Origin of the sequence: Lacticaseibacillus styriensis (genome assembly GCF_030770295.1) — a bacterium.
Taxonomy (GTDB): Bacteria; Bacillota; Bacilli; order Lactobacillales; family Lactobacillaceae; genus Lacticaseibacillus; species Lacticaseibacillus casei.
In genome coordinates, this window is record NZ_CP132483.1 from 2,964,819 (window position 1) to 2,982,314 (window position 17,496).

Below are 17,496 nucleotides of genomic sequence, written 5' to 3' on the forward strand. Positions count from 1 at the left end.
GGCCACTTATCAACACAACCCATTTGGCAGGAAGCGCATAAATCTTGAATCCACATTTAGTATACATCTAAATAATTATATTACAATATCATTTAATTTATTTTGCATAAAAAGGACGTTGGCCTCTAAAATATGGCATAAAAACAGGCTTTTTTATTTTTGACGCATCTACTTACAAATTGTTAAGAGAACAACAAGTGACAACTTTTTGGCCACTTTTTGTCGTCCGATTTGGTTCACCACGTTCACGGAATCGTCGTGCTAGCATAATTGTCCAGGCCTCCATAAAGCGCTAATAAAATAACACATAGTCAATCTAAGACTTCATGGTTTTACAATTCATTAACGCCAACAACGTTATCTTAAACCGACGAAAAAAAACGTCATCCAACTTAGAGCGGATGACGTTCAAAGAATCAGTTTATACTAATTATTTTTGACTATTTTGATGATGCTCATCAATGAGTTGTTGTTGCAAAGTTGCCAGCTTAGGCGTCAGATATACTGGGTAAAGATCCGGATTGACGAGCCGCTGTGTGGCTTCAGGCAGCTGGGCTAATTCTTGACGAGCGTATTTTTGAATCGCAAAGACATCGGTTGTCACTAACAATTCTTTTCCAGGATTAAAAGCTGGTTTCAGAAGTGGACGGGCGGAGAAGTCGCGCAGAGTAACTTGCGGATGCGTTGCCAGTGGGTTCGCGCTGACTGCTGCGATTGTTTGCGGCAGGGTTTCATCGGCTAAGGCAATGACATCGGCAAAGGCTTGCTTGTTGTTGTGATGATACAACCGGTAAACCTGCTTGTGGCTCGGTAAGGTCGTTTTTTCGCGACTGGCGCTGACTTTGATCTTCGGCAACCACTGGCCATTTGCTTGCAAGGCTGCCATTTTATAAACGCCGCTCAGAACCGGTGACGAGGCACTCGTGATGAGGTTCTCACCAATTCCGAAGTTGTCGATAGGCGCGCCTTCCTTTAGCAAGGACTGCACCACGGTTTCATCTAACGCATTGGAGGCCGTGATTTTGGCATCCGGGAAGCCAGCCGCATCGAGCATCTGACGCGCTTGCTTGGCCAGCTGGGTGATATCGCCGGAATCAATGCGAATGCCGACCGGATGATGACCGGCCGCTTTTAGCTCCTTGAAGATCGTAATGGCGTTGGGCACACCGGACCTTAGGACATCATACGTATCGACCAGCAAAGCGCTGTTGTCTGGATAGACTTTTGCCCATGCCTTAAATGCGCTTAGTTCATCTGGAAAGGCTTCGACCCAGCTGTGGGCCATCGTTCCGGCAGCCGGAATGTTGAATTGCTGGGCAGACAACACATTGGAGGTACTGCTGCACCCGCCGATGACAGCCGCGCGCGCACCGTAGACCGACGCATCAGGGCCTTGCGCCCGCCGCGCCCCGAATTCCATGACGGGGCGGCCTTCTGCGGCAGCCGTGATCCGCCGTGCTTTGGTAGCGATCAGCGACTGGTGATTGACAATGTTCAATAATAACGTTTCCAGTAGTTGAACTTGCATCAGCGGTCCCTGAACGGTTAATAACGGTTCACGCGGAAAGACCGGGGTGCCTTCAGGTAAGGCCAACACCGTGCAGTCCAGGCGCATATTTTTCAAATAGTCTAAAAAGGTCTCGGAATAAAGTTTCAGCGACCGCAAGTAGCTGATATCTGCATCCTCGAAGTGAAAGTTGCGCAACGCCTCAACGACTTGCTGCAGACCGGCCGCGATAACGAAGCTGCCGTGATCCGGAACGGTGCGGAAGAAAAGATCAAAAACCGCTTGATCCTCGTGCGGCAAGGCAGCACAATACCCGTTCGCCATCGAAAATTCGTAAAGATCTGTCAACATTGCCGGATTCATATTCATAATTTAATAAGCCTTCTTTTGATTCGTGAGCGATTTTATTCAGTAACAGTAGCACCAAGCACATGAGCAAAATGATCCAATGCCCATTCCTGCCCAGCTGGGGTTAACGCCGCCACGCCATTTTTGTGCACCACCATTTGGTAATTGAGATTGTAAGCATCAACTGCCGTGTGCAGCACGCAAATATCGGTGCAAACGCCAACCAAATGAACAGTGTCGATTTTACGCTCCCGCAAGCGCAGATCCAGCGGGGTGCCGGCAAAAGCAGAATAGCGGGTTTTGTCAAACATATTGACGCGCTCCTCATCCCGATGCGCGGCATACCAAGGCGCCAGTGGTCCGTAAAATTCCCGTCCCCAAGTACCGCGAACATTATGCGGTGGAAACAGCTTGCTTTCCGGATGATACGGATCATGCGGCGTGTGCACGTCAGTCGGTAAATAAACCCAGCCGTCCTGTTGCAAGAATTCATCTGCGAGTGCAACAATCGTAGGCGCCAGCACCTGCCCGGCTTTTCCGCAAGTCAAGGCGCCCTTATCTGCCACAAAGTCATTCGTGTAGTCAATGATCAGCAGTGCTTCATTTGAATGTGCCATCAGTAGCATTCCTTTCTAATTAAAGTACTTTTTACTTAAACTAAGGTTGCATAAAAGTACAGAAGACTTTTATTTGGTGACAACGATACGCGGTCTGGTTGGCTTTTTCAACTATGCCAGCTTAAAAAGTTTCGGCGGCCGGCCGCTGCGACTACGGTCATGGGCAACCCCGACTTCGATAAACAGCCGCTGGTGGGTTTTCTTGAAGTTCGAGTTATCGATCGCGGCGGCAGTGGTATGGAGAAACGGCGCATAAACTTCGCGCGCTTCTTTTAAGGTAAACGTCGGCCCGAGGACTTGCAAAATAGTCGGCTGATAATCGAGTTTGTTGCGGATCCGGCCAATGGCGACGCTGAGAATACGCGCATGATCAAAAGCTAAGTCAGCTGCTTCAGGTTTCATGTGAAACGTGAGCCGACCATTTTGCAGCTGCTCATCCCCCGCCACAGCATTGAAGGCAAACCAACGCGCATCGGTGGCGCCATAGCCGGGCCGCAATTTTGGCATTGTCGGCAAATACGTCATGTAAGTGAGCGCCAGCGCCCGTTCCCCTGGCGTGCGAGCCGGATCGGTGAACGTGGCGAGTTGCTCGGTTGAGCCGCGATTGACATGGATGCCAATTTTATCGCGAATCAGGCGAATCGCAGCCGCATCGGCACTTTCTTTGACTCGCAGCGTGGTCTCCGGCAGCGCCCAGTATCCGGCAAACGGCTCATCAGCGCGGTGAATCAGCAAAATCTGCAGCTGATGCGTGGTGCGGGAAAAGCTCCAAATCACATTGGTTATGGTAATTAGTGGGTGCGCAACAAATTCATCGGCCATAGCGTCAACTCCTTGTTTTGAAAGTGGCAGTTCCGAAAGCAACGGTTAAATGATGCCAGTATATTTGACTTCCGTTTCACTCATTGAAAAAACGCGGCTTCAAATACAAAAATACCCCATTGAATTTGGCATTACCAATTCTTAGGGGAAGTTTTGGGTAAGAAGGTTTATTCGGCAATGAACTTTTCATTAGCAAGAAAGTCCCAAAAGTTCATTGTGGCAACGCCTAATTGATTAGCAACGTATGGAATCTTGGGCTCTGCCTTACTGGCCAGACCATTAGGACCAGTCATATTTTCATTTGTAATAATGGTCATCTTTTTGTTCAATGCACACGCGATTAACCACGGATCAGCCTTTTGATAATCACCAGTCCACTGTTCGTATCCAGCAGCAGTCCATTTTTGCGATGTCATTAGGTACTGTGTAACAACTTGGTATTCGGTAACAAATAAATCTGACACGATGGTTTTACCCTTAAAGTGCTCTTTGACCCAAACACTCAATTCATCATCCTTAGTTGTTATCTCTTCATACACTCGATCAAGCATGTACAGGTGCTCCGTGTTTAAGAAGAAATGCCAGACGATTGGAAAGAATCGCTGGCGATAATGCCTATTGGAAATAATCCAGATGTCTGAATCCAGCAAATAGCCATTCATGTCAGAACCTCACGCTCAATAAATTTTTCAATAGTACGATCCATCATCTTATAACTGATACCCATCAAGCTAGCGGCCTCAGTTGGCTGCACTGCACCACGTTCTTGAGCGGCGACCAAGGTATTCATGTACCGATTGTCGTTTAAGCTCAGTGCGTTATTATATGGGTTACCCCCAGTCGAATCCATACTGGCTACGGGTTGTTCTGTAAAATCTTCGGGCACAACATGATCAATAAGACCTAAGCCTTGCGCACGAATTGCGGCTGCTAAAGGACTCACATTGAAGAACCGAGCGGCCTTACGAATATCATATTCTTTAACGCGACGAATGAAGTCTTGTTCAGGCATCAAAAACGCAGCAGTTGCCTTGTTAATGAGTTGTTCTTCTTGTTTTTCACTGTCAAGATTCTTTAGCAGCTCGTCGGTGCCATGTAAAATATGCCCAAACTCATGAATAAGTGAAAAAATACGGGCGGTGTAACTGTCTTTTTGGTTAATGAATATCAAGGGGGCATAGTCATCAAGAAGGACAAAGGCACGGGCTTCAGAAACGTTTAACGGCCTATTAGTGCCAAAACCAGCACCACCCTTTTGCATGTTTAAAACACCCAGTTGGGATAGCTGAGCACGCAGGTCCTTGTAAAGATGTCTTGGCGATTCAGCATGATGCAATGCAATGAAACGAGCCATCATCCGTTGTGTCTCTGATGCCGATGCACCACGAGCAGCGCCCACAAAGGTTAGCTGCTGATTAGCTACGCCGCTCTCGTGTTTGAACCAGTCTTGTTTACGTTGCATTTCGTATATAATGTCACGCAACGTGAGACTGACTTGCGCTGGCACATTTTCCTGGGTTCGAAAAGCCAAACGAATGTCTTCCTCTTTAGGTGGTTCATCCATCAGCAGATTGCCAAATGGCACATGAAGGCGCCGCGCAAATAACCCCAGTTGCTTGACGGTCGGCTGTAAATAATGTTTAAAGTCGACTTGTAACCACTTATTGCGCTTCTGGATGTCCGCTAAAACGTCACTGGGCAGGTCAGTGGTTGCCAATGCCCAGTCAATTAGCCGCTTATTCACTTGAACTCGGGTGTCTGCCACTTTCCTCGCCTCCTTAATCGCCATTATACGCATGTGTCTAACGCTACGCATTAATCACGGTTGTTATAATGAATTCGTTTTCTGGATCACAACATGAGTGTAACCTTTGTAACATCTGTTTTCGGATTCATCATCTATCCTTTAAATAATCCATTGCAACGTGATACTTATCCAACAGTACTTCAACGGCATTGTCCAACGCCTCTTTGTCATGTGTCTGATCATCTTTGACCACACGCAATTCAAGAACGCCATCCTTGTCCAAGTCAAAGCGGATTCTAGCACCTTTAGTGATGCCCATTCGGCGTCTGAATTCAGCCGGAATGGTTACTCGTCCTTCACTGGTAACGTTTCCTTCTAAATATTTGTTCTCGCCAATTGGCATCATGGGGCCTCCTCGTATATGCTGTTTTCTGTTTGTTTAACATAACATAACGGTAAAAACAAAAGCTAATATAAAAGAGGCGTTTCGAGCAAATTCTCGAAACGCCTCTTTTTTTCTAGCCACTCACACCGGCGATTTACTCTCTTTCGCCACCAACTCGCGCATGTCCATGGCTTCCTCAAAACGGTTGGTGATGAGCCCGACAACATACTTTTCGCGCATCAGTTGTTTCATTTGCAGCGGGTCGTCAACCGTCCAGACGCGCTGGGCTTTGTCGAGGTGGCCATTATAGTGCTCGATGTGCACGGCTTCTAAGTAGGATGGCAAGGTAGCACCCATGAGTACCCGGCTGGTTAGCCAAGCGGTTTTCATCTTTGGGGCCAGTGTGTGAACCACATTGATGCTGTCGTGATTAAACGAGGAGTAAATCACGCGATCCTGCATGTCGAACTGCTCGACATAATCCTGCGTCAGTGCCTCGATTCCCGGGTACCGGATTTTGCCGGTCTTAAATTCAATATTGACCATCACGTCATAACGGCTCAAAACCGTGAGTGCTTCCCGCAGTGACGGGATGTGTTCGCCATTGGCCAGACGCATCCCCTTCAACTGGGTTCGGGTCAAATCGGCGATCCAGCCAGTCCCGTCTGTGGTGCGATCGACGCGTTCATCATGCATGATGACCAGATGGCCGTCAGCACTCATCTGCACGTCGGTTTCGATGCCGTCAATCCCATGCTCACAGGCATATTCGAATCCTTGCAGGCTATTTTCCGGAAAACGGGCAGGGTACCCGCGATGTCCATAAATTGCTACTGTCATGCTTACCCTCCGTTCATTGATAAAAGACTATCCAATGCCTGATCATACGCGTCTGCCATTCATTCAGCAAAGAAGGCCCATTTAGCGTTTATAATCCAGCAAATTGCCGCTGACGGAGTTGGTCTTGGAAATTGCGGTATTGGTGCTTGACTCCGCCTCATCTAGGGCTTTCTTGACATCTTCACCGCCGTAAATCTGCTGCATGGCCAACTCAACATTTTGCCGTTCTTCCTGGATATTGCTGAAGAAGGCGCCGGCTGTGGCGGCATTGATTTTACCTTGATTGAGCTGCTCAATTGGCACGGCCAAGGCAGGATTCTTCTTGATCGCAGTGGCTAGCGTCTTAACTTTGTTGGCTTTCTGGTTAACCGCGAAGTAGCCGGTGCCGAGTTGCCAAGCTGCCTGAGCTTTTGGCGTCATGAGGTACTTCATGAACTGCCAAGCCCCTTCTTGAACGGCTGTCGGCTTGTTCTTGGTGATCCAGAGACTGGCCCCGCCAATTGCGACCCCATTGGCCTTAGTGTTATCCGGATGCGGCGTGAAGGTGACGCCGTAGTCAAATTTGGCGTTTTTCTGCAGCTGCCCCAGCATTGCCGAGCTTTGCATGAAAATACCGACCTTCTGCGCCAGGAATGCTGCGCTTTGGTTGTTAGCAGCAGCTGATCCGGTACCGAAGTTTTGGAAAGCGCCTTGCTTGATGACATCCTGCAGCCAGTTCATACTTTTGACCATTTCCGGCGAATTCAATGTGGCTTGAGTGGCCATTGCCTGGCGTCCGTTATCATGGTTGACCACGAGCGAATTTTGGTTGGCGACCAATTCTTCCGGCAACCAGCCATAGATCTGCATGGTCATCCCTTTAACGGCACCTTTACTTTTCTTGGTTAAGGCAACAGCCGCCTTGGTGATGTCGCTATAGGTTGGCGACAGCGGCAAGTCCGCAATGCCATATTTCTTGAACAGTGCCTTGTTATAGTACATGACCGAGCTGGACGAGTTAAATGGCATGGAAGCTAGCTTGCCATTGATCTTATAGGCTGCCGTCACGCCGGGATACAGTTGACTCAGATCATAATGATCGCGATCGATGAACTTTTGCACCGGCACGGTCGAGTTGAGGCCGATCATCATCGACTGGTTGGCCTGGTCACTCTGAATCAAATCAGGCGAGACATTGCTGCCGACCGTATTGGCGTACTTCATAATCGACAATTCATAGCTCCCAGCGTAAATCGGCTTAACCGTGTACTTCGTCTGGCTCTTGTTGAATTGATCGACCAACTTCTCCAGCACCTTTTCGTTCGGACCGTTCATCGAATGCCAAAACGTGATGGTGGTCCGGCCATTGTCCGACGCCGCCGCGGTTTTTTGTTGCCCGGTCAGGAAAAAGGCAAGGCCTAAAATGACCGCAAGCGCTGCGATCAACGCGATGATTTTCTTGTATGTGGTTTTCACCCCTTCGTCCCCCCTGCATTCAGATTACGCTTGAAGAACTTCTGGCCAATCAGCAGCAACGCCAAGGTTGGCAACAGGACGATAATCGCCGTGGCCATGACCATGCCCCAGTTGGCGAAGGTGTCTTCAGACTGTAACTGTTTCAAGCCGACCTGCACTGGCCGGAAGTCGTCTGAGAACGTGGTAATTAACGGCCACAGGTATTGGTTCCAATGCGTCAGGAACGTGTACAGCGAAAAGGTAATCAACATGCTGCGGCTGTATGGAATCGCGATTTTCCAAAGAAACTGCAGGCGACCGAGGCCGAGATACTTCCCAAAGTCCACGAGGTCCGTGGGAATCTGTAAGAAGGCCTGCCGCAACATGAAGACCCCGAAGGCAGATGTGAAGAATGGAATCGTCAAGCCGGCGTAATTGTTCAACCAACCGAACGCCTTCACCGTCTGGAAATTAGGAATGATCTGCGCTTCAAACGGCAGCATCATCGTGATCAAAAAGGCAAAGAACAACTGTTTCTTATACCGGAAATTCATGAACGCAAACGCGTAAGCCGCAAGCGTACATAAGACCAGCTGGCCAATCGTGATCAATCCGGCAGTGACAAACGAGTTGATCATGTAACGGATAATCGGCGTGGTCACAAATGCCTGCCAGTAGTTGTTTAACGAAATATTGGTCGATAAGAAGTTACCTGCCGCAATATCTTTGGTCGGCAGCAGTGAAGCCCAAATTCCCAGCAAGATCGGGAACAGAAGTACTACCGCCACAACGGTCAACAACAGATAACGTGTCCCATTTTTGACATGTGTCATGCGTAATACACCTTCCGTTCTGTGAAGTGGAATTGAACCCAGGTTGCCAACGCGATAATCACGGTTAAGACAATCGACTCTGCACTTGCAGTCCCGAAGTTATGGAAAGCAAATGCGTCTTGATAAATCTTATAAGCCAAAAAGTTCGTCGCGTTGTTAGGACCGCCGCCGGTAATCAGGTCAATCTGGGCAAACATTTTGAACCCATCGATGATTTCAACCACAAATAGGAAGAACAAGGTTGGCGAAATCATCGGCACCGTAATTTTCAATGTCTGTTTAAACTGGGACCAACCGGCAATATCGGCCACTTCATAGTATTCAGGCGGTACACTCTGAAAGGCACTGAGCAGAATCAGAAAGGCAAAGCCCAAAGCCATCCAGACACTGGCCAACACAATGACAATCATGGCGCCAGTCGGATCAACCAGTAAGTTGGCATTCGTGACGCCCATCGCCTTCAAGGCAAAGCTGGCGAGACCAACAGACGGGTTGAACAGGAATAGCCAGAGAATCGAAGCCGCAGCGGCACTGGTACCCATCGTGCCGGCGAATGCAGTCTGGAACCAGCTAATCCGCCGCAATTTCATCGTCGCCAACCGCGCCAAGGTCACCCCGAGAATGATGGTCACCAACGCAAACGCAACGACATACACTAAGGTGTCGGCTAGGCTTTTCAGGAATAACGGATCTTTGAAAATATCGAGATAGTTGCCTAGCCCGACAAACTTAGCCGATTCACCGCGAATGTTGGTCGCAAAGAAACTGTTGTAAACCGTCATGATCATCGGATAAAACGTAAACAAGGTCAGAATCAACAGCGATGGCATTAAGAACCAAAAGGCCGGCTTGTTGTTTTCGCGAAGCGTCGCAACTACTTTGCCTTTTGATTCGGTTGTGGTTTTATTGAGTTCTTTATTAAGCTCCATAACCTGCCGCCTCCTTTACCGGCGCCGCAACAATCCGCTCGCCGTCGTCAACGTTGAAGAGGTGCCATTCATCGGCACTGGCTGGAAGCAGCAAATTGAGTTCAGCACCAACCGCGACCGTGAACTGCTCCGGTACCCGGCTCACGAGTGGCTGGCCGTCATAATCGCAGAAAATCAAGGTATCGTTGCCAAGCTGTTGCAAACTTTTGACTTTCGCGGTGATGGTATCCGGATTGGCAATGGAAACCGGCACCAGTTTCTCTGGCCGAATGCCAAGATGGTAAGAACCAGCTGGCAAATCGAATGGCAGAACAAAGGCATTATCCGTCCAAAAGGCATCGCCGATACTGAAGCGGTCGCCTTCATCGTTAACCGTGATAGGCAGCAGGTTCATTTCCGGACTGCCGATAAATTTGGCCACAAACTCGTTGGCCGGATGATTATATAAATCAAGCGGGGTGCCGAGTTGCTGGATTTTTTCATCATCCAACACTAAAATCCGATCGCCCATGGTCATGGCTTCGACCTGGTCGTGGGTGACATAAATCAGCGTCATGCCGATTTCACGGTGCAATCGGGCAATTTCTTCGCGCATTTCGGTTCGTAGTTGCGCATCGAGATTCGATAGCGGTTCATCCATCAAAACCACTGGGGCTTTGGTCGCCAAGGCGCGTGCCAAGCTGACCCGCTGTTGTTGGCCACCGGAGAGTTCTTTTGGCTTCCGGTCGCGTAAATCCGTCATGTGAACCAGATCCAGTGCCCAGTCCACCCGCTTGGTCTTTTCATCATCGGACAGGTCTTGGTTTTCCAAGCCAAACCGAACGTTTTGCGCCACGCTCATGAATGGCAGCAACGCATAGTTTTGAAAGACCATCGCCAGTTTGCGATCCTTGGGCGGCAAGTCGGTGACGTCACGCTCGTTAAAAAAGATGCGTCCATCTGTCACGCTGGTTAAACCGGCAATCATCCGCAAGAGCGTACTTTTACCAGAACCAGACGGCCCGACCATGACAAAAAACTCACCGGGTTCGATCTCGACGGAAATATTGGAAAGCACTTTGGTGTTGCCAAAAGCCTTTGACACATTCGCTAATCGAATACTCATTCCTCATCAACTCCTTACACAAAGCCTAACAAGCCTTTGTAAAGATCGATGTCAACCCGGTGTATTAATTATGTAAGTATTATGTAAAAACAGGTGTTTCGAAATGAAACATAGCATTTTGCGGTGCTGTGTAACTAGAACGTCAATGGTTTGAGGATGATGTTCTCCTGCCGTGCCAAACTACGCAATCTCCGGCCAGGTCGGGGGCTGGCGACCGCGAAGCTAGAGTGGTGGGCACGACTTAGAGCCTCTGCAAAACCGGCAGAGTCTCTAAGCTCGGCCTTGTACTACGCCGGGAAGATCGCCCGGCTAGTACAATGTCACCACTGAGCCCCCTCTGGCCTCCGATTGCTCCGCTTTGGCACTACATATCAAAGAGCCCCTGTTCCAGTTTGGGCGCTATCTCACTGAATCCCTTCCTGCCTAAAGAACTGCAAAATTCGTGGCAAAATGGCCAGCATGTACAGCAGTGCCACGATGCCGCTGACGACAAAGACAAGATAGTTTTGGGCGATGTTTTGGAAGAGGAACGTGTAAAAGAACGTGGCGAGGGGTGTGACGGAGTTGTTGATGGTCATCAAAGTTGTGTTGACGCGGCCCAGGAAGCTGGTTGGGACGGTTTTTTGGATGGCCACTTGCATGACGATGTTAGGAATCACGATTAAAAAGCCTAGCACGGTCATGAGGATAGTGCCGCTGATGGACACGTCACTTGCTGTTTTGGCAATATTGAAGATACCACCCAGCACCACCAGCAACCCACAATCGGCGATGACTGGGCCGAGCATTTTAAAGCGAATATGGCGCTGAGTGGCCAAGGTGCTCATAAATAGGCTGCCGATTAAAATACCAACCGCCGAGCCCGTCTCCAGATAACCGATCGGCGCACTGCCGAAATGCAGCGTGTTAGTGATGATGAACGGCATCCCCACCGTCACGCTGGTGAAGCTAAAGTTCAACACAACGCCCACCATGATGGCGCCTTTTACCAGCGGTCGGGTCTTGATATACCCAATGCCCGTTTTAAACATCGCCAGCGAACGGCCGCTCTCATCGGTCTCGGTACTTACACGGCGCGGCGCCACGTGGAATTTCATCGTCAGCATGATGAAAAAAGAAAGCGATGACGCAACAATTTCGATGAAAATAAAAGTTTCAAATCCAACCAACGAGTATAAAGCTAGCCCTAGCATCGGTGAGAAAATCGAAGAAATCGAACTGGCCGTTGACGTCAGTGAGCTCAGTTTTTGAATTTTCTGTTTGTTCACCAACTCGTGTACAGAAGATGAGTATGCGGTTGAGCTGAAGTCGCTGCACATATAATCGATTATCGCAAAGAGCACCACAGGAATGAGTTTTTGCACCCCGGCAAAGTTAGGCAGTGCCCACGCAAACACTGCTAGTCCGACCAACCTGACAAGATTGCTGACGATTAGAATCGACCGGTGCGGGTAGCGATCGACAATGCTTCCCATCGGTACAAAAAGCAGCAGACTGACAAGCGGCCCGACAATCGTCGAGAGGCCAAAGCTAATGGCCAAATGGGTTTGATTCAGCAACATCAGCCCCATGCCGAACGAAAACATCCCGCCGCTCAACGAGCCGATCAGGTTGCTGGTAAAGTCCTTGGTAATTTGGCGATTCGATTCCCGGTCCGTAATCATGACAGGGTGAGTGGCGTGTGCTGCTTGCATGAACGTTTGCCGTCTCCTTTTTCACATAGATGTTTTAATTAATTCTAATAATTCTATAATACTTTGGCGGCAATTAAAATACTAATCTTTCCGCTTTTAGATGCCAGCAAAAAATGGCTCCCATAAAATGGCTTAGTCTGGCCATTTCATGGGAGTCACATGTAGCTAACATTTTACAATTAACAGCGAATTATGACTCAGCAAACATTTTATCAACAAGCGCATCAATATGGATCTGAGCGATATCAAGTACTGAAACTTCCACATCGTTCGAGTGAAGGAGCAATGGTAGTTCAGTGCAGCCAAGAACCAGACCATCAATGTTGTCTTTACTCATCATCATTTGGACAATCTTCAGGAAAGCTGATTTGGTATCAGGTTTCACGATGCCGTTTTCTAGCTCTGTCACGATTTTTTGGTGAATATATGCTTGCTGATCAGCGGGTGGGACGATAACGTTAATTCCGCGCTCCTCAAAAGGTCGCTGAAAGAAATCATGTGTCATCGTAAACTTTGTGCCTAATAATCCTAGGCGAGTCAACCCCAAGTGCCGTGCTCGTTCGTAAGCAGTATCTATGATGCTTACGAGCGGTAATGAGCTTGACGCCTGCAAAGCCGGAAAAACTAGATGGGGCGTTAACCCACACATTGCCGCAAAATCCGCTCCGCTAGCTTTTAAGTGCCGAGCTGCCCGCAGTAAATAATCAACTAGCTCGTCAGTTCGGTTTTGATCAATTAACTGAAAGACCCGATACATATTAACACTTTCAATCGTTAGCTCAGGTAAGTCCTCTTGGCTACCGACTCGTTGCTGGTATTGCCGAATAATTCCCTGATAATAGATGATGGTTGCTTCTGGTCCGAGACCACCTATGATACCGACCTTACTCATATCTCATTGTCTCCCTTTCTCGCAGTGCGCCTGAATCAGCAACACCCCAATCCATCAATCGGCTATTTATCACAACAGCCGATCCCGCCGCTGCTGGAAGTCATCCACGATTAACTGACCTACCTGCTGATTGAAACGCATGGCGTCTTCTCGCCGGTGATTGTACGTGGTGAGCACCACGGCATACAGCTGCTCACCTTCCGCTGCAAAACATGCCGCATCGTGTTCACAATTTGACAACTCGCCGCTTTTACCGGCTGTCCAACCCACAAAAGCCCGCATCGTTGGTGCCAGCAACAGTTTCGTACGATTCTGCTGGTGCCGTAACGCCTGCGCGCACCAATCCCCGTCAGCTGACTGGTGGGTCGGCGTTAACAAGTCATGCAACAGCCGCCAAGCTGCTTCCGCCGTAATCCGATTATCGTTGTCTGCATGGGACTGCATCAATGCGCGGTTCAATTGGGTACCAGGAAAATGTTCAGCCAACCACCGTGAAATTGTCGGCAATCCATATAATTTCAGCAGCGCATTCGTCGCCAAATTATCAGACACCATTAGCATCAGCGTTACCAAATCCCGCACGCACCAAGACGGCGCCGTCATGAAGCGCAGCACCCCTGCGCCACCAACAGTTGCTGGTAATTCAACCATTCGATTCCACTGAAAAGGATCCGCCTCAGCACGTTTTTTCACGTAAGCAGCAATGCCCAGCTTGATCAAGCTTGCCGCGGGAAACAACGTGTCGGTCTTTGCGCCATAAAGCAGGTGGTGGTCATCCGCCAGCAAGAGCGCATGCGGCTCGGCAAAGTGGCGGTGCAATTGGTTAAGTTGTTCAACTAAATGGGCATGCTTCATCTAGACCTATCTCCGATCGCAAACCAAGCGCCAGACAAGCATTAGCTAGACACTCAGCTCAAGTTACTTTCGATCATACACCCATTCGCCGTGCCAATGACCAACGCTGAGAAAAGATAACACAACCACCGCTTGTCACGCATCAGGCCATGAAGTGGCGACTCCGAAAAACCGGGTGAGCAATTGCATCCGAATGCTGACCCACGCGCGGTTAGTTCGACTGGGATAGATCCGATTTGTCAGGCAAACAAATCCGCGCTGGGTGTCGCGATCAAAAGCAATCGAGGTGCCGGTAAAGCCGGTGTGCCAATACTGGTGGCGATTGGCCGACCAGCAACGCCATCCCAACGTGCGTCCGCCGACACAAAAACGCTCCAGCAAGGAAAAAGCAGCAGGTGGCAACACCGCTTCACCGTTTGGCACAGGCAACCCCGCCAACAACCGCGTGAACGTTGTCAAGTCACCTAAGGTCGCAAACAACCCGGCGTGACCGCTGACGCCATCCAGTAAAAAGGCCTTGTGGTCGTGAACCGTCCCTCGCAACACGCCGCCGCGCTCTGGCACCTTTTCGGTCGGGACAAAATCGCGTGACGCGACGCCATGGGGTTGATAACCCGTAGCCTGCATCCCTAACGGCGCAAAAATGTGCTTCTGCAGACTGGTCGCTAACGAACCGTCGATTTTGGCCACCGCCCAGCCTAGTAGAATATAATTCAAATCCGAATAAATCGTGGTCGTATCCGGCGGCGCAACTACCGCCATCGTTTTCACCGCTTGATTCAAGCCGCCACGATCAAGATCATGTGCGTTTGCTACATCTGCCGGCAACCCGCTGCGGTGTAACATGAGCTGCTCAATCGTCAGTTGCGGATACCGCAAGCCATCTACAAGTGACCCGATCGGCTGATCCAGCTGGATTGTCCCCGCCACCAGCAACTGCAATAACCGCGTCGTCGTCCCCACGACTTTAGTCAGCGAGGCCAGATCATAACGATCCTGTGGCATTAACGGTAGATGATCGTCACCGGCACCTTGATAACCCAGAAAATATAACGCATTTTCATCCGGCGCAACCAAACTAAACGAAGCACCAAAGACGGCACCCTCGTGAATAGCCAAGGTGATCGGTGCCACTAAGTCAGGATTGTTGGCCATGTTCAGCCTCCCATGCCGTTAAAACCGCACTCACGACGCCATCATGCGCAGCCAACACTTGGGTAGCTGTCGCGGCATCCATGCCGGTTTTGGCCATGACAATTGCTACCGGTACCTTATGCGCCGCTGCCTTCAATAAGGAAGCGGCGTGGGCCTTGGTAACGCCAGCGGTTTCAACGATAATCCGCTCGGCGCGATCGATCAGCTTAGCATTAGTCGGCAGTACATCGATCATCAAGTTGCCAAACACTTTTCCGGCGCGGATCATCACACCCGTCGACAACATGTTCAGCACCATTTTTTGAGCGGTACCAGCCTTCATACGGGTGGAGCCGGTAATCACTTCCGGACCAACCACTGGCGCAATCGCAATATCGGCGTGGGTGGCCAACGCACTATCGGCCACGCAGGTGACGGACACGGCCAGTGCGTGTGTCTGTTGGGCGTACGTCAACGCGCCAATCGCATAAGGCGTGCGGCCGGACGCAGCAATCCCAATCACCGTGTCATTGGCATTCAGATTCAACTGCTTCAGGTCGTGTTCGGCCAATTCAGCCGAGTCCTCGGCCCCTTCCACAGATTTGAACATGGCCGACATACCGCCCGCGATCAAGCCCACTGCTCGCTCTGGCGGAATGCCATAAGTCGGTACCAACTCAGCCGCGTCCAAAACACCTAGGCGCCCGGACGTGCCTGCCCCGGCGTAAATCAGCCGCCCACCGCGATTGTAACGCTGACTGGCTTCATCAATAGCCGCGGCAATATGCGCCTCTTCCTTAGCGATCGCCGGTACAATTTTGGCATCTTCATGGTTGATCAAGGCCACAATTTCAGGCGTCGTCATCGTGTCGATGTGCATGCTGGCTGGATTTCTTTGTTCGGTTGTTAGATCTGCGATTGCCATTTTCCTCACCTCGAATTTTCAATTCCCCGGTTAGTTGTGATGTCGCCCGATAATTCTGCTCCGTGCGCTTAATTTCGCCATGAACCACGCCTAAAAACAGAATATTGGCGACATAAGTTTCCGTGAACATAGACGTCACAGCACCGATACGCAAAAGCGGTTCCGTTGGCGGCAAGGCAATCACGCAACTTGCCACATCCCGCAACGGACTTGGCTCATGGCGGGTTACGGCGATCACCGGGGTGTGATTGTGCCGTGCCTGTTGTGCTGCCAAGACAACTTCTTTGGTGATGCCACTGTAGGAAAAGGCAACTACCGCATCAGCCGAAGTCGTATAATACATCCGCTCCAACGCCGTGTGCGCATCATGATCAAAAATCGCCAGATAACCAGCCCGAATCAATTTTAAATACAGGTCCTGTGCCACGAGTGCCGACGCGCTGATGCCAACCAGATAAATATGTCGGGCGTGCCGCAGTTTGGTAATCGCCGATTGAACCGCATTTTGATCCAATGCTTCCGGCAAATCCCGCACCGCCGCAATCGCTGTCTGACTGAGTTTGCGCATCATGGTCGGCAAATCATCGTCGTCTTGCACCAGCGGATCAAGCGGTTGCGGATCGTCGGTCGTTTTGGTTTCGCGCACCAAAGCCAGCTTAAACGATTGTAAGTCATCAAAATCAAACAGGCGCACAAAGCGAATGACGGACGCTGCCGAGACGCCGCTAGCTTGGGCAATCTGGGCCGTTGTCTCGGCGACAAACGCCTCCGGATCGGCCAATACGTGGTGGGCCAAGGCGCGGTTAACCGGGCTCAACTGCGCAAGCCGCGCCTCCACCCTTGTTAAAAGCGGCGTCATTCGGCCTTGTCAATAAATGTGGCGATTGACGTTTTACTTTCATTAGGCACCATCTGCGCAGTAATGGTCACCCCTTGTTTGAGCAAACGCCGAATAATCGCAATATCATCAGGCGATAGCGCCACAGACGGCTTGATTTTCTTGGTACCGGGTTTTTCTGACAGGTTGCCGACATTAAACGACTTAATCGGCACGCCGCCGTCAATCAACTTCGCCATGTCCGGAACATTGCGGGTGATCACAAACACTTGATTCGCGGCAAACTTGCCATTTTGCAGATTTTCGATGGCTTTGGCCACTGAGCTGATGGCCAACTTTTTTCCGGCTGGCCGAGCAATTTTCAAACCCTGAATTGCCATGTCATCGTGGACGACTTCATCGTTGACGACCATGAGGCGATTGGCGCCAACCGTATTCGTCCACACCATCGCTACCTGTCCATGAATCATCCGCTCGTCAACCCGTGCTGCCACAATTGTCATTGAACACTACTTCCCTTCAGTGAGCGCGAACCGGCGCGCTCAGAAACCGAAGTGTAAGTGGCCTTGGGCGTGATGGCCCGGGCTTAGG

The 17,496-nt window shown here is 50.1% G+C and carries 18 protein-coding genes; all 18 read right to left on the bottom strand.

Annotated elements, in window-relative coordinates:
* Positions 1–430 precede the first annotated feature (430 nt).
* Entirely contained in the window at positions 431–1,876 is a 1,446-nt protein-coding gene (locus tag LACSTY_RS13880) for a nicotinate phosphoribosyltransferase (RefSeq protein WP_087913081.1), read from the bottom strand.
* A gap of 35 nt (positions 1,877–1,911) precedes the next feature.
* The gene (locus LACSTY_RS13885) at positions 1,912–2,472 is read right to left on the bottom strand and encodes a cysteine hydrolase family protein (RefSeq protein WP_087913082.1); all 561 of its coding nucleotides are present in this window, start codon (positions 2,470–2,472) and stop codon (positions 1,912–1,914) included.
* 111 nt (positions 2,473–2,583) lie between these two features.
* On the bottom strand, positions 2,584–3,294 hold the full coding sequence (locus LACSTY_RS13890; RefSeq protein ID WP_070651208.1) for an NUDIX hydrolase: 711 nt from the start codon (positions 3,292–3,294) through the stop codon (positions 2,584–2,586).
* Between the two features lie 167 nt (positions 3,295–3,461).
* The gene (locus LACSTY_RS13895) at positions 3,462–3,956 is read right to left on the bottom strand and encodes a DUF4411 family protein (protein ID WP_049169518.1); all 495 of its coding nucleotides are present in this window, start codon (positions 3,954–3,956) and stop codon (positions 3,462–3,464) included.
* Positions 3,953–5,059 (bottom strand): ImmA/IrrE family metallo-endopeptidase, encoded by a 1,107-nt coding sequence (locus tag LACSTY_RS13900; protein ID WP_087913083.1) that lies wholly within the window; start codon positions 5,057–5,059, stop codon positions 3,953–3,955. The genes LACSTY_RS13895 and LACSTY_RS13900 overlap by 4 nt, the downstream gene beginning before the upstream one ends.
* 130 nt (positions 5,060–5,189) lie before the next feature.
* A complete protein-coding gene (locus LACSTY_RS13905) occupies positions 5,190–5,447 on the bottom strand; it encodes an AbrB/MazE/SpoVT family DNA-binding domain-containing protein (RefSeq protein WP_087913084.1) in 258 nt (85 codons plus the stop codon).
* A 120-nt stretch (positions 5,448–5,567) separates the two neighbouring features.
* Entirely contained in the window at positions 5,568–6,266 is a 699-nt protein-coding gene (locus tag LACSTY_RS13910) for a glycerophosphodiester phosphodiesterase family protein (RefSeq protein ID WP_087913085.1), read from the bottom strand.
* An 81-nt stretch (positions 6,267–6,347) separates the two neighbouring features.
* Positions 6,348–7,721 (bottom strand): ABC transporter substrate-binding protein, encoded by a 1,374-nt coding sequence (locus LACSTY_RS13915; protein WP_087913086.1) that lies wholly within the window; start codon positions 7,719–7,721, stop codon positions 6,348–6,350.
* The gene (locus LACSTY_RS13920; RefSeq protein ID WP_087913087.1) at positions 7,718–8,533 is read right to left on the bottom strand and encodes a carbohydrate ABC transporter permease; all 816 of its coding nucleotides are present in this window, start codon (positions 8,531–8,533) and stop codon (positions 7,718–7,720) included. Before LACSTY_RS13920 ends, LACSTY_RS13915 begins: the two co-directional genes overlap by 4 nt.
* Entirely contained in the window at positions 8,530–9,462 is a 933-nt protein-coding gene (locus tag LACSTY_RS13925) for a carbohydrate ABC transporter permease (protein WP_087913088.1), read from the bottom strand. The genes LACSTY_RS13920 and LACSTY_RS13925 overlap by 4 nt, the downstream gene beginning before the upstream one ends.
* Positions 9,452–10,567 (bottom strand): ABC transporter ATP-binding protein, encoded by a 1,116-nt coding sequence (locus LACSTY_RS13930; protein ID WP_087913089.1) that lies wholly within the window; start codon positions 10,565–10,567, stop codon positions 9,452–9,454. The genes LACSTY_RS13925 and LACSTY_RS13930 overlap by 11 nt, the downstream gene beginning before the upstream one ends.
* Before the next feature lie 404 nt (positions 10,568–10,971).
* Positions 10,972–12,261, bottom strand: coding sequence for an MFS transporter (locus tag LACSTY_RS13935; RefSeq protein WP_087913090.1), 1,290 nt, complete (start codon positions 12,259–12,261; stop codon positions 10,972–10,974).
* 190 nt (positions 12,262–12,451) lie between these two features.
* Positions 12,452–13,153 (bottom strand): aspartate/glutamate racemase family protein, encoded by a 702-nt coding sequence (locus LACSTY_RS13940; RefSeq protein ID WP_087913091.1) that lies wholly within the window; start codon positions 13,151–13,153, stop codon positions 12,452–12,454.
* 69 nt (positions 13,154–13,222) lie between these two features.
* A complete protein-coding gene (locus LACSTY_RS13945; RefSeq protein WP_087913092.1) occupies positions 13,223–14,008 on the bottom strand; it encodes a serine hydrolase in 786 nt (261 codons plus the stop codon).
* Positions 14,009–14,143: 135 nt separating this feature from the next.
* On the bottom strand, positions 14,144–15,163 hold the full coding sequence (locus LACSTY_RS13950) for a serine hydrolase domain-containing protein (RefSeq protein ID WP_087913093.1): 1,020 nt from the start codon (positions 15,161–15,163) through the stop codon (positions 14,144–14,146).
* Entirely contained in the window at positions 15,147–16,067 is a 921-nt protein-coding gene (gene murQ, locus LACSTY_RS13955; protein ID WP_087913094.1) for an N-acetylmuramic acid 6-phosphate etherase, read from the bottom strand. Before murQ ends, LACSTY_RS13950 begins: the two co-directional genes overlap by 17 nt.
* Positions 15,994–16,926 (bottom strand): MurR/RpiR family transcriptional regulator, encoded by a 933-nt coding sequence (locus tag LACSTY_RS13960; RefSeq protein ID WP_087913095.1) that lies wholly within the window; start codon positions 16,924–16,926, stop codon positions 15,994–15,996. Before LACSTY_RS13960 ends, murQ begins: the two co-directional genes overlap by 74 nt.
* Positions 16,923–17,408, bottom strand: a complete 486-nt coding sequence (locus LACSTY_RS13965) for a PTS sugar transporter subunit IIB (RefSeq protein ID WP_087913096.1) — start codon at positions 17,406–17,408, stop codon at positions 16,923–16,925. Before LACSTY_RS13965 ends, LACSTY_RS13960 begins: the two co-directional genes overlap by 4 nt.
* Positions 17,409–17,496: the final 88 nt, after the last annotated feature.